The sequence below is a fragment of the Parasediminibacterium sp. HNIBRBA5674 genome, from assembly GCF_056745525.1.
Genome location: NZ_JBQWIE010000034.1, coordinates 24,328 through 37,466 on the forward strand (window position 1 = coordinate 24,328; position 13,139 = coordinate 37,466).

General features: G+C 35.8%; 14 protein-coding genes and 1 pseudogene. 8 read left to right on the plus strand and 7 right to left on the minus strand.

Annotated elements, in window-relative coordinates; all coding sequences use genetic code 11:
- Positions 1–3 precede the first annotated feature (3 nt).
- The 3 genes and pseudogenes from ACT9TX_RS14960 to arfB all read right to left on the minus strand — a co-directional run.
- Positions 4–1,080 carry a cytochrome-c peroxidase gene (locus ACT9TX_RS14960; protein ID WP_481339464.1) on the minus strand — a complete coding sequence of 359 codons (1,077 nt, stop codon included), beginning with the start codon at positions 1,078–1,080 and terminating at the stop codon, positions 4–6.
- Between the two features lie 235 nt (positions 1,081–1,315).
- Positions 1,316–2,092: an MbnP family protein gene (locus tag ACT9TX_RS14965; protein WP_481339466.1), complete on the minus strand. Its 777-nt coding sequence runs from the start codon at positions 2,090–2,092 to the stop codon at positions 1,316–1,318.
- Between the two features lie 3 nt (positions 2,093–2,095).
- Positions 2,096–2,494, minus strand: a pseudogene (gene arfB / locus ACT9TX_RS14970) (alternative ribosome rescue aminoacyl-tRNA hydrolase ArfB); the annotation flags it as partial.
- 40 nt (positions 2,495–2,534) lie between these two features.
- On the opposite strand from arfB, the gene dtd reads away from it, so the two are divergent.
- The 5 genes from dtd to ACT9TX_RS14995 all read left to right on the plus strand — a co-directional run bounded on the left by dtd (position 2,535) and on the right by ACT9TX_RS14995 (position 6,545).
- On the plus strand, positions 2,535–2,987 hold the full coding sequence (dtd, locus tag ACT9TX_RS14975; RefSeq protein WP_481339468.1) for a D-aminoacyl-tRNA deacylase: 453 nt from the start codon (positions 2,535–2,537) through the stop codon (positions 2,985–2,987).
- Between the two features lie 49 nt (positions 2,988–3,036).
- On the plus strand, positions 3,037–3,411 hold the full coding sequence (locus ACT9TX_RS14980) for a GxxExxY protein (protein ID WP_481339470.1): 375 nt from the start codon (positions 3,037–3,039) through the stop codon (positions 3,409–3,411).
- Positions 3,412–3,458: 47 nt separating this feature from the next.
- Positions 3,459–3,785 (plus strand): nucleotide pyrophosphohydrolase, encoded by a 327-nt coding sequence (locus ACT9TX_RS14985; RefSeq protein WP_481339471.1) that lies wholly within the window; start codon positions 3,459–3,461, stop codon positions 3,783–3,785.
- A gap of 6 nt (positions 3,786–3,791) precedes the next feature.
- Positions 3,792–4,793: a YihY/virulence factor BrkB family protein gene (locus ACT9TX_RS14990; RefSeq protein WP_481339473.1), complete on the plus strand. Its 1,002-nt coding sequence runs from the start codon at positions 3,792–3,794 to the stop codon at positions 4,791–4,793.
- 96 nt (positions 4,794–4,889) lie between these two features.
- Complete coding sequence (locus ACT9TX_RS14995) at positions 4,890–6,545, plus strand: amidase (RefSeq protein WP_481339475.1); 1,656 nt, start codon at positions 4,890–4,892, stop codon at positions 6,543–6,545.
- 76 nt (positions 6,546–6,621) lie between these two features.
- Here the strand turns inward: ACT9TX_RS14995 and ACT9TX_RS15000 are convergent, their stop codons facing one another.
- Together ACT9TX_RS15000 and ACT9TX_RS15005 are read right to left on the minus strand one after the other, a co-directional pair.
- Positions 6,622–7,752 (minus strand): S1C family serine protease, encoded by a 1,131-nt coding sequence (locus ACT9TX_RS15000; protein ID WP_481339477.1) that lies wholly within the window; start codon positions 7,750–7,752, stop codon positions 6,622–6,624.
- Between the two features lie 5 nt (positions 7,753–7,757).
- Positions 7,758–8,324: an RNA polymerase sigma factor gene (locus ACT9TX_RS15005; protein WP_481339478.1), complete on the minus strand. Its 567-nt coding sequence runs from the start codon at positions 8,322–8,324 to the stop codon at positions 7,758–7,760.
- Positions 8,325–8,469: 145 nt separating this feature from the next.
- Here ACT9TX_RS15005 and ACT9TX_RS15010 point away from each other — a divergent pair, with 145 nt between their 5' ends.
- Complete coding sequence (locus ACT9TX_RS15010; RefSeq protein ID WP_481339480.1) at positions 8,470–8,664, plus strand: hypothetical protein; 195 nt, start codon at positions 8,470–8,472, stop codon at positions 8,662–8,664.
- A gap of 204 nt (positions 8,665–8,868) precedes the next feature.
- Here the strand turns inward: ACT9TX_RS15010 and ACT9TX_RS15015 are convergent, their stop codons facing one another.
- Positions 8,869–9,867 (minus strand): acyl-CoA reductase, encoded by a 999-nt coding sequence (locus ACT9TX_RS15015; RefSeq protein ID WP_481339482.1) that lies wholly within the window; start codon positions 9,865–9,867, stop codon positions 8,869–8,871.
- 59 nt (positions 9,868–9,926) lie between these two features.
- Here ACT9TX_RS15015 and ACT9TX_RS15020 point away from each other — a divergent pair, with 59 nt between their 5' ends.
- On the plus strand, positions 9,927–10,274 hold the full coding sequence (locus ACT9TX_RS15020) for a 4Fe-4S dicluster domain-containing protein (RefSeq protein ID WP_481339483.1): 348 nt from the start codon (positions 9,927–9,929) through the stop codon (positions 10,272–10,274).
- Positions 10,275–10,594: 320 nt separating this feature from the next.
- Here the strand turns inward: ACT9TX_RS15020 and ACT9TX_RS15025 are convergent, their stop codons facing one another.
- Positions 10,595–11,290, minus strand: a complete 696-nt coding sequence (locus ACT9TX_RS15025; protein ID WP_481339484.1) for a response regulator transcription factor — start codon at positions 11,288–11,290, stop codon at positions 10,595–10,597.
- Between the two features lie 176 nt (positions 11,291–11,466).
- On the opposite strand from ACT9TX_RS15025, the gene ACT9TX_RS15030 reads away from it, so the two are divergent.
- Positions 11,467–13,002 carry a helicase HerA-like domain-containing protein gene (locus tag ACT9TX_RS15030; RefSeq protein WP_481339486.1) on the plus strand — a complete coding sequence of 512 codons (1,536 nt, stop codon included), beginning with the start codon at positions 11,467–11,469 and terminating at the stop codon, positions 13,000–13,002.
- Positions 13,003–13,139 lie beyond the last annotated feature (137 nt).

Consider the following 13,139-nt stretch of genomic DNA (forward strand, 5'->3'; position numbering starts at 1 on the left):
TAGTTAGTGCAAGTGAATGAATGATGGAATACTGTTTTCTGTTCCTGATTCGGCAAAGCGCTTGTCTTTTAAAAAGGTAGTATCGCTAAGCGTGTACAAAAATGCAGTGAGTTGGCCTATTTCAAAATTTGACAATGCTAATTTGTTCTTAAATATACTATCGGTAGTAGGTCCGTTGATGGCTTTGCTACGATAATGTTCAAATACATTCATCAGTGCAAAAAAGCGACCATCGTGGCCATAAGGCGCTGTGTAAGCCACGTTGCGTAAGCTTGGTACTCTAAATTTTAACGAGTCAAGCGCATTTCTAGTAATGCGCATTCTACCATAATCATTTAAAAAAGTATCTACAGGCATACCAATATTGCGGTAGCTAAAATCTGTAAATAGTGGCTCGCTGTGGCAGCTAGCACATTTTTTCTTAAAAATATCATAGCCCAATTGTTCAGGTAAAATAAAACTCGCTTCGCCACGCATTACTTTGTCGTACTTGCTATTACTACTCACCATCAATAACATAAACTGACTTAAAGCCTTCATGGTACGCTGTGTGGTAATATTGGCATCACCAAAAGCTTTGGTAAATAAACGTTTGTAGGCAGTATCGGCCTTTAATTTTTTCAGCACATTATCTATTGTTTCGCCCATTTCATTAGGTGCGGTTATTGGTGCAAGCGGCTGAAGATCTAAATGATTAATACCACCATCAGCCATAAAATCTTTCACCCAAGCAAGGTTGGCTAAGCTAGGTGCATTACGTGTAGTTTGTGCGTTATTAATACCATGACTCAAATTATGATCATAAGTAGCAAACGCAGCAAACTGCTGGTGACAACTACCGCAAGACAAACTACCATCTTTACTCAATCTTGTATCGTAAAATAGTTTTCTGCCAAGTGCAAAACCCTCTTTTGTCAATGAATTATTCTTAAAATCGTACACAGGTTGTGGCCAGCCTTTTGGTACTACAAAAGGTATGGGTGTACCAATAAAGGCACTACTTTCAGCACTTTTAGATACCCAAGCAATGCCTGTAATGATACATGTACAAAGAATAATAGTAGTGAATAGTAACCTCATATTGTATTTTTTATTTCATTATCAACACTGCCCATAGCATTGATATTATTAGTTATTAAATCCTCAAAATTAAGTTTCACAGAAAAGATAGGCGATCTAGTAGTTAATGTTAGCCTATCTTCTAGTTAATGTTAGCCTAAGTTCTTGGTGATGTTAGGCTAACATTTCGAAGATCTTAGCCTATCTTTTGGTAGAAGATAGGCTATGTAAAAAAAGACCATACTATAATCAGTAATTATTGCGACACTATTTTAAACATAGTGGTATAATTATCGGCTATTTGCATAGCCAAACTACCAGGTGAATGGCAAATAGGATGTTCTGAAATTTTGATGTTATGTACAGATTGAAACCATTTGCTAATATCGGCTTCAATAACAATTTTCAAGTGATTGGTTTTAATATTCTCGCCAATGTTCAGTCTCACAAAACGTAGTGCTGACTCGCCAGTTTTAAAACCACCTACATGGTGAGAAAATAAATTGCCCGCCACTTTTGCTGCCGAAGAAACACCTTCTATTTTAGCCATAACATAACCGGTGTTCCAGGTCCAAAACATGCCATGCATTGGGTCTAAAGCACCAGATTGTACACCACTTACATTTTTAATACTATCTACACCAACTAAAAATTGAATATCGTTAATGCGCTTGGCACTAGTAGTGATTGTGATTGTTTTTGTAGCACTATCGGCTTCATCAATTAAGTAATAATCATTGGGAAAACCATAGTATTTGGTGTCACTATCTACTAAAACAATCTTAGAAATATAGTATTTACATCTGTTAATAATTACATCTTCACCCAAACTAGTTTTATAAGTTTCACCAAGTTTTAAAGCTTCATTACCAATGGTATTGCGAAACTGTATAATAACGGTTTGCTGCGCAAAAGATGGTGTTAACAAACAACTCAAGCATAATGCAATGCAAAATTGTATTAGTGAAACGCCTGTAATTCGCTTGGTTTGTAGCATCAAAATAATTTGTGTAATTTGTGTAATTAGTGTCATTCGTTAATTCGTGTAATCAATTTTACCCCTCATAGCTTTTGTAAATGCGTTACGCTTTTTACTTTCTAAACGCTTCTCTTTTGCTGCTTTGCTTGGTTTACTAGCAATTCTGCTTTTCTTTTTTTCTAATGACTTGCTTACCAATTCATTCATTTTCTCAATCACATTGGCTTTGTTTTGCAACTGCGTTCTTGCCACTTGTGATTTTACCAATAAGTTGCCATCGGTAGTAATTCTATTGGCTAGTTTTTCAAGTAAAATCAGCTTTTGTTCTTGAGTAATTAATGTTGATGCTGCTATCAACCATCTACCTTCAACCATAGTTTCAACCTTGTTTACATTTTGTCCGCCGCTGCCACCACTTCTTGCCGTTTTAAATACTATCTCGGCTGTAATATCTATCTTCATTACCTAAAATTACAACATAAATTGATTCTTGATTATGAGAGTTGTTATTCAAAGAGTTTCTGAGGCTTCTGTAACCGTTGATAACGCTATAACAGGTAGTATAAAACAAGGTTTACTAGTGCTTGTAGGTATAGAAGATGCAGACACAATAGATGATGTGGTATGGCTTAGCAACAAAATTTGCAACCTGCGTATTTTTAACGATAGTGAAGGTGTGATGAATAAAAGCTTGATAGATTGTGGTGGCGATATTTTATTAGTAAGCCAATTTACATTACATGCAAGCACTAAAAAAGGTAACAGACCGTCGTATATAAAAGCAAGCAAACCAACTATTGCTGTGCCGCTGTATGAAGCCATGATACAACAACTACAAACCGATTTAGGAAAGCCAATACAAACAGGCATTTTTGGTGCAGATATGAAAGTTCAGTTATTGAATGATGGGCCTGTGACGATTATAATTGATAGTAAAAACAAAGAGTAATTCTATTACACGAATTTTATCGAATTACACGAATTAAAGCCTTGTAATCATGAGCGATATTGTATTTAAAGACGAATCTTTTAAAATCATAGGCATTTGCATGGATATTCATAGCACACTTGGCATGGGACTGAAAGAGATTAACTATAAAGATGCTATGGAATTAGAATTTCAAGCCAATAACATTCCTTACGAGCGTGAAAAAAAGTATAAAGTCTTTTATAAAGGAAAAGTACTTAGCCATCCTTATGTAGCTGATTTTTTAGTGTTCAATGCATTTATTCTAGAAATAAAATCGACGCAAGCTATCAATCAAGCACACATAGCACAAACATTGAGTTACCTTAACGTATCTTCAACTAAGCTAGGTATCATTATCAATTTTGGTGAAAAATCATTAAAATTTCAGAGGATTGTTCTTTAACGAATTCGTGTAATTCGCTAAAATTCGTGTAATCAAAACAAATAAAAATGACAATAGAACAAGCACAAATAGACGTAGATAAATGGATTAAAACCGTTGGTGTACGCTACTTTAACGAGCTTACCAATCTTGGCATACTAATGGAAGAAGTGGGTGAGCTTAGCAGACTAATGGTTCGTAAATACGGTGAGCAGTCTTTTAAAGAAAGTGATAAAAATAAAGAGCTAGCCGATGAAATGGCCGACGTATTATGGGTATTAATTTGCCTAGCTAACCAAACAGGTGTAGATTTAACCCAAGCCTTAGAAAAGAATTTTGAGAAGAAAAATATAAGAGACGCTACAAGGCATTTAGAAAACGAGAAATTGAAGTAATCAAATATGGCAACCGTTCGCAGAAATATTGTTTCTATATGGATGATTGTGAAAGAAGCGTACAAGCTTTTTGCAGATAATAAAGCTATGCGCATGAGTGCAGCTTTAGCCTACTATACTATTTTTTCAATTGCACCTATGCTTATTGTAATAATAAGCTTGTGCGATATTTTTTATGGTAAAGCAGCCATAGAAGGTAGTATTTATGGGCAAATACAAGGCTTTGTAGGTAAAGATGCAGCACTGCAAATAGAGCAAGTAATACGTAACGCCACCACATCTACAGATATTACTTGGGCTTCTGTTATTGGCGTTGCCTCGTTAATTTTTGCAGCTACAGGTGTGTTTGCAGAGATTCAAGATTCTATCAATCAAATATGGCGCTTAAAAGCAAAGCCCAAGAAAGGTTGGCTAAAACTCATCATAAACAGAATACTAAGTTTTTCTATGGTAATAAGCCTTGGTTTTATTTTATTGGTATCGCTTATTGTAAATTCTGTGTTAGACATGATTGGTGCGCAGCTATTAAAACTTTTACCACAAGTTGCTATTTATGTTGCTTACAGCATTAATCTAATTATCACGTTCATTACTATCAGCTTATTATTTGCCATTATTTTTAAAGTATTACCAGATGCTCGTATAAAATGGAAAGATGTTGTTGTAGGCGCAGTTACAACAGCCGTACTATTTATGCTTGGTAAGTTTGCCATTGGCTTTTATCTTGGTAGAAGTCATGTAAGTAATAGCTATGGCGCTGCTGGTTCTATGATCATCATTCTATTATGGGTGTATTATTCTTCAGCCATTTTATATTTTGGTGCAGCTTTCACAAGAGCTTATGCATTACACAAAGGAAGTAATATTTATCCAAATAATTATGCCGTTTGGATTAAAGAAGTTGAGTTAGAAAACAAAGCATCCATTCATGCAACAAAAAATAAAACGATTACTACCACAACAGTTGTTCCACCTACAGAAGATAGCGAGGAAAAGGTAATTGAATAATTGTTTGAAGCTATATTGTTTGCCACTTAAATAATATTTCCTAGCTCTTATTCTACAAATGCCAATACGTTGATTTTTATGCGTATTTTAGGCATTATGAGAAAATTATTACTACTAATTGCTTTGTGCATAAGCATACAATCATTTGCGCAAGACACCATTACAAAACAAGACTTAAAAAGTGCTGCAAAAGTCATAGACATCAATTTTACCCAAAAAGAAATTGACACACTGTACGAAGGTGTAAAAGAAAATCTAGACAATTTTAAGCTGCAACACAAGCTATCACTTAACAACAGTGTGCCAATGAGTTTATGGCAGAGCCCAGTATTGCCAGGTATGACTTTTGCAACTAAACAAGAGCCTATCAATTGGAATATTCCTACCAATGTGCAAATGCCAGCCAATAAAAGCGACTTGGCTTTTTACAATATTTTACAATTGGCTTCGCTGATTAAAAACAAAAAAATTAGCTCTGTAGAATTGACGAAGTTTTTTATTGAGCGCTTAAAAAAATACGGCGATTCATTACAATGTGTTATTACCATTACTGAAGACACTGCCTTATTACAAGCCAAACAAGCAGATATGGCTTTGGCAAAAGGTATTTACAAAAGCCCATTGCAAGGTATTCCTTATGGGTTAAAAGATCTGTTTGCGGTAAAAGGCTACAAAACAACTTGGGGTGCTGCACCTTACAAAAATCAAGTAATTGATGAAGATGCATTTGTGTATACGCAACTTAAAAATGCTGGTGCTGTATTGGTAGCAAAACTAACCTTAGGTGCTTTGGCACAAGGCGATAGATGGTTTGGTGGACAAACGAAAAACCCTTGGAATTTGCGCTTTGGTTCTTCCGGTTCATCTGCTGGTTCTGCATCTGCAACTGTGGCTGGTTTAGTGCCATTTGCAGTTGGTACCGAAACTTGGGGCAGCATTGTTTCGCCTTCATCTACTTGCGGTGCTACTGGTTTGCGACCAACCTTTGGTAGTGTTAGTAGAAGCGGCGCAATGACGCTAAGTTGGAGCCTTGACAAAGCTGGCCCAATATGTAGAAGCGCAGAAGATGCGGCTGTTGTATTTGCTTATTTACATGGTACAGATAATAATAAAGATGCATGTGCAGTAAACAAGCCATTTAATTACAAAACTACAACCGATATTAAGAAAATGAAAGTGGCTTACGCCAAAAACTATTACGATAAAATAACCGATACAAGCCGTAACGAATGGAAGGTTTTGAATGAGTTTAAGAAAATGGGTGTGCAATTAATACCAGTTAATTTTCCTGATAGTGGTGTGTACAATTTTAATGTAATGGACGTAGTTATTAGTGCTGAATGTGCTGCTGCTTTTGATGATTTTACGAGAAATAATATTGATGATGAAATGACTTGGCAAGGCAAGTACGATTGGCCAAACAGCTTTAGAGTCTCACGTTTTATACCTGCTATAGAATACATTAATGCTAACCGTCACCGTTACTTATTAATGCAAAAAGTAAATGAAGTGATTAACCAGTTTGATGTAATTATTTGCCCTACAAGAGGCAGTGGTAATCAAACAGCTATTACTAATCTTACTGGTCATCCTGTAGTGGTAGTGCCTACAGGTTTTGACAAGCGCTTTAACACACCTACAAGTATTACTTTTATTGGTAAACTTTACGATGAAGCAACTATTTTAAGTGCTGCAAAAGCTTATCAAAATGCGACTACTTGGGATGACATGCATCCACCAATGTTTAAATAGTAACTTGAAAATATTGGTACAAAAAAAGGTCTCGCTTGCTACGAGACCTTTTAAGTTTATAAACAACTGTAATTATTTATCGAGATTTATTGTAAGCCTTTATAGAGAACACACATTCTTGAATTTTCTTCACTTGTGTTTCTCTTTCCTTGCCACGTAAGTTAGAGCTTGTAGGCATTTTAATTTTAACAACAGATGTATCTGTCTTCTTTAATTCGTCTACTAATTGGTAAATATTTTTACTCTTAATAACGAAAGTTACGCCATCTGCTTGTACTTGACGGCTACTTAAAATACCAATTACTTCACCGTTTTTGTTTAACACAGGGCCACCACTATTACCAGGGTTTGAATTCATTTGAATTTGGTAACTAGCAGTATCGCCTTTAAAACCTCTCAAAGCGCTTAAATAACCTTGCGTATAAGTAATAGAATTATCATCACGTGGGTAACCAAGTGTAAAAATTTCTTCCCCTAAATCTGCGCTTGATTTACCAATAGCATAAGGTAGAGATTTTAAAGGTTGATAATCTTCATCCTCAATTTTCAATAATGCAAAATCGCTTTGCTTATCTATATGAATAATGCTAGCCTTGAATTCGTCGCCTTTGCTATTTACAACAATCGCATCAGATCCTTTTAAAACGTGTGCATTAGTAGCAATGTAACCTTTAGCATCAATTAAAAAACCTGTACCACCACTAATTACTTTTACGTTTTCAGGTAGTTTGTCTTTTACATTGTCTAAAATAATGCCTTGCACCATCACATTGCGTTCCATTTTAGCCATTTTAGAACCTAATAATTCTAATTGACTACCATTTACCGTAGGTGACAAATACAATGCTATACAACTTACCAATATAGCGATAGCGCCACCAACAGAGGCAGCAACTAACAAATCTTTCTTGTAGCGATTGTATAATTGAACAACCTTGCCTTTAGTAGTTACAACACCACCTTCGTTTATTTCGCCTGTTGCTAATAATTTAGCATGAACGTTATGTAAAGAATGTTTGAAATTTCGTTGCAACACATACTCATCCATTTGACCTAAGAACATAGAATGTTCTACCACCATTTGATCAATTTCAGGTGTGTTTTTTCTAAGTTGCTCAAAGTAGGCTTGTTCATCAGGTAGCATACTGCCATCTAGGTAGCGCTCTATGGTTTGCAACATTAAAATGTCTTCGTTGTGAATATTCATGATATTTATTCTCCAATATTATATTGCGCAAAAAACAATTTTTTCAGGCGCATTAAACATTTATATTTCTGATTTTTGGCATTATCAGCATTGGTGTACCCAAATTCTTTAGCCAATGCTTGCATGTCAATCTTCTTTACATAAAAGCCTTCAAGCAAGCTTTTACATGGTTCGCCAAGGCTGTTTAAAGCCCTATCCATAATTACGAATTCGGCGTTTTTCTTTTCGTGAAACTCGAGCTCATCTTCGACTGCAACAGTTTCTTCAAGGCTATCAATTTGATTTGAATATCTACCCAGTTGTTGCAATCTTTTAAACCAAAGCCTCCTGCATATGGAATATACATACGTACTAATTTTTGAGGTTAAAACAAATGAATCACTTTTTGCTTTTTCATACAGTGCAATCATTGCTTCCTGAAAAATATCTCTAGCATCGTCGTAACTACCATTGTTATTGATGATAAAAGTTTGAACCATTGTAAAGTTTTCTTTATAAATGGTTTCAATGGCTTTTGCATCATCCCGTGCCAATCCTTTTAATAATGCTTGTTCGTTTAATTCAACTTTCACAGTATACTATTTAATACCAGTAGGGCAATAAAAGTAACCCAAAAAGTGGCTAAAAAATTATTTTGAAAATTTTTTAAAAACGCGGGTTACCTTTCTACACGTTGCGGTATTAATAATAAATTCACTCACAACAAAAACATTAAAAATGAAAAAAATTGCTTTCGTAATTGCACTAGGTGCCTTCGCTGCTTGTGGTACTGGTAAAACTGAAACTACTGCTGCTGATTCTATTAAAATGGCTGATTCTTTGAAAGCTTTGGATTCTGCAAAAGCTGCTGTTGATACTGCTAAACTTGCAGTTGATTCTGCAAAAGCGGTTGTTGATTCAATTAAGAAATAATTATTAGAGTAACTATCACGTGAAGAGTGATTTTGAGATGCAGCTTGCAAGTTAGATAGTTAACAAACTCTTTTTCATATGGCAAGCAATCGTTAGAGGCCGTCCTGTTTCCACAGGAGGGCTTTCTTTTTTATGCCTTGTCTGAGCTAAAAATCCCATTGTAAACATTACAGTTGGCTTTTTAGTTGTTTTTATACCAATATTTTAAAGTGCTACTAAAAAAGCCATGGTATCTACACCATCAGCATAATCTGTAAGCGATGGTTGCTGTGCTTTACCAAATTCTATAAAGCCCTTGCCTACAATACACTGAATGTCAAGATTTTGTTGCAAAGCTTCGGTTAATGCAACTTTATCATCATAATATTCATAATTCACCTGGCTTACTGGTGAAAAAATAGATTCATTTTCTGCTAAAACAACCGATTCATTCGTCATGTAAAATTTATTACCCATCATTTGAATAGCCAATTGATAATCGTAATTGTGCTTGTACTTGTGGTACAAAAAATAATGATCGTATTTGCGCAAAGCATTTAACAACGGTACAAAGTCATAATCTTTTGGTACATACAATTTGGTTACGTTTCTACAGCCCAAACCAAAATACAATTGAATATCATCACTCAGTTTGTCTAACGCTTCTGTACTTTCTGTACCATCTAAAACAGCTACTGATGTTCTATTTCTGCGAATAATATTAGGAAACTTACCAAAATAATAATCAAAATACCTGCTACTATTATTACTACCTGTGGCTATATATGCATCACAATTTTTCAAATTCTCAGCAAAAGACACGTAATTCTGAATCGTTATTTCCCATTCATATAGCTTTTTTACCAGAAATTTTATCAGCACATCATCTTTACTCGAGGCTTTAATAGTCTGCTGGTGACCACTAATAAATACACATAAAAAATCGTGAAAGCCTACCAATGGTATATTGCCAGCCATTACCACACCTACATTTTTAGGCGCAGCCTGCACATCTTTAACCGCATATTTATTGGCCCAATTAGTAAGCGCATCAGCTTTTAAAAATTGATTAGCAATATTAGTAACCGATAAATTCACAAAATCTTCTGTAAACCAAGCGTTTAATCTCACAGCTTTATCCTTTGCTTCAAGCCACTCAGCATCATCACTTAGCATAAATTTGCCAAGTTGAACCATTAAATTAATTCTTTGTTGTAAATCCATTTTTATTAAATCAGTTTAGAAGTTTATTTTCGCAGCATTAAAAAAACAAAATTACTCTTATGGCTATTAAAATAACAGATGAATGTATCAATTGTGGTGCTTGTGAACCAGAATGTCCAAATAACGCAATTTACGAAGGCGGTGTAGAATGGGCAATGGCTGATGGTACATCATTAAGTGGCAGCTTTACTTTGCTAGATGGTACTGTGGTTGATGCAAAACAACGCTTTGCACCTATTAGCGTAGATACTTACTATATCACACCTAATAAATGCACTGAGTGTCAAGGTTTTCACGAAGAACCACAATGTGCTGCGGTGTGCCCAGTAGATTGCTGCGTACCAGACGAACTATACGAAGAAACAGTAGAAGCTTTATTGGCTAAAAAAGAGTCATTGCACATTTAATTATTGCAAAAGTTTCGGTGCTAAACTTTTTACGCTCAAACTGTTTAAGATATTCTGCAACTGATATACCTTTATGCCAACAATTATTGTTGCCATAAAACGACAACATCAGTAACGGGGGGTGATATTTCCCTCCATAAAAGGTGAAAGACGATTATAGTTTTTCACCTTTTGCATTATACTTGATAACCAAGAACAATTTTTTGAAGAACTGTTTTGATTTTTCAAATCTGCTTAGGCCTACTGTAGACAAACAAATAAAAAGCGGCTCAAAGTTTTAGTGAAACCCTGAGCCGCTTTTATTTATTAATAATTATTATTTATGGTGCTACCAATCTAAAACCATTACCATGAATATTCACAATTTCAATCTTCTCGTCTTCTTTTAAATACTTGCGCAATTTGGCAATATACACATCCATGCTTCTACCATTGAAGTAGGTATCGCTGCCCCAAATTTTCTTCAACGCTCGTTCACGAGGTAGTAAATCGTTTTTATGTTCAGCTAGCATTTTCAACAAATCATTTTCTTTAGGCGATAATGTTTGTGTGCCTGTAGTGTGAATTAGCTGACGCAATTTTGGGTTAAAATGGTATTGACCTAAATCGAACTGAATGTTTTCGCTGATGCGGTTATCTTCTTCGTTACGCTTTAAAATGGCTTTAATTTTTAGTAACAACACCTCGCTATCAAAAGGTTTGGTGATATAATCATCTGCACCAAGATTGTAACCTTTTATCAAGTCTTCTTTCATGGTTTTAGCACTTAAGAAAAACAAAGGCACATCTGGGTCTATGTCTCTAATATCGGCCGCAAGGGTAAAGCCATCTACATGCGGCATCATTACATCTAATAAGCAGATGTCAAATTTTTCACGCTGAAACGCCGCAAGGCCCAATCTGCCATCACGTTCAAGCACCACTTCGTAGTCACTTAGCTCTAAAAAGTTTTTTAATACGGTACCAAGGTTGCTATCGTCTTCGCACAATAAAATGCGATATTTTCTTCCTTCCATAATTATAGTTTTTTTATTAACAAGTTAAAGATAGCGTTTGCAAGAAACGTGCCTACATATTGAGTGCAAGATTTTGTTAAAAGCGGTTATGAAGCGATTGTTTGGGGTGAAATAGTGTTTGAAGTCGTTTTATTTTCTTCTTGGGCTTTTATTATCTTTCGCCAAAATTTCAACTCATGCCAACTACTGACCAATTATTAGAAGCTGTAAAAGCAGGTTATACATTTAAAGGCGAACATGTAAAAATTGGCTGCGCCGTTTTTGATGGTGAAGTGGTGGCTGGCGCAGATGTGTTTTTGCCACTTAAAACTATGAACCGCCATGGTTTAATAGCTGGTGCTACAGGTACGGGTAAAACCAAAACGCTACAAATGATAAGCGAACAGCTCAGCAATAATAGTGTTCCCGTGGTGCTAATGGATATTAAAGGCGACTTAAGTGGTATTGCTGCTGCAGGTACTGCAAACGATAAAATTGCCGACCGTTGCGCTAAGCTAAATGTCAATTATCAGCCTGCTGCTTTTCCTGTAGAGCTAATGACGTTAAGTAATGGCAAAGGCGTAAAACTTCGTGCTACAGTAAGTGAATTTGGCCCTATTTTATTAAGTAAAATTTTAGGTTTAAACGATACACAAGGTGGCCTTGTGGCCATGATATTTAAGTATTGCGACGATAATAAAATGCCGTTGCTAGACTTAAAAGATTTTATAAAAGTGCTGCAATACATTGGTGACGAAGGCAAGGCAGAATTAGAAAAAAGCTACGGTAAAATATCCACCACAAGTACCGGTACTATTTTACGTAAAGTAATAGAATTACAACAGCAAGGTGCAGATGTGTTTTTTGGCGAGAAAAGTTTTGAGGTAGAAGATTTAATGCGCATTAGCGATGATGGTAGAGGTATGATTAACATTCTGCGTGTTACCGAAATGCAAGATAGGCCCAAGCTTTTCTCAACGTTTATGTTGCAGTTATTGGCTGAATTGTATGCCATTTGCCCAGAAGAAGGCGATTTGGACAAACCTAAATTGGTATTAATTATTGATGAGGCACATTTGGTATTTAACGAGGCAAGCGAAGCCTTGTTACAGCAAATAGAAACCGTTATCAAACTCATTCGTAGTAAAGGTATTGGCATCTTTTTCTGTACACAAAATCCGCAAGATGTACCTGCTGCTATTTTAAGTCAGCTAGGTTTAAAGGTGCAACATGCCTTGCGTGCATTTACCGCTGCCGATAGAAAAACCATCAAGCAAGCAGCCGAAAATTTCCCTGAAACAGATTTCTATAAAACCGATGAATTGCTTACCCAGCTTGGTATTGGCGAGGCTTTTATAACCTTGCTTAACGAGAAAGGCGTGCCTACACCATTGGTGCATACTATGCTATGCCCACCAAGTAGCCGTATGGATATTTTAACCGATAGTGAAATTGATAGCCTTGTTGCTAGCAGTAAAATTGCCCGCAAATATGCCGAAGCGATTGATACCGAAAGTGCTTACGAAATATTGACAGCTAAGCTTGAAGAAGCCGCTAAAAAAACAGAGGAAGAAAAGCCTACTACCAACACCACAGCAGAAAAAGTTGAGAGCTTTTTAGATAATCCTATTGTAAAGCAAGTGGGTCGTACGGCAGCTAGTATTATTACACGTAGTTTGCTAGGTGCTTTGGGCTTAGGTGGTAGAAGTAGCAAGAAAACCAGCTTGTGGTAGTTGTATTTTTATGTAACAAGCAGTAGAATAATTAACTCAAGTTGCTAGTTAATTTTCTTCAGCTGTAAAGCAAACAGGAATAATGCTATTTTCAGGAGGAAGCCTTTAATTGTTACTGCATGAATTGTTCTTAGGAA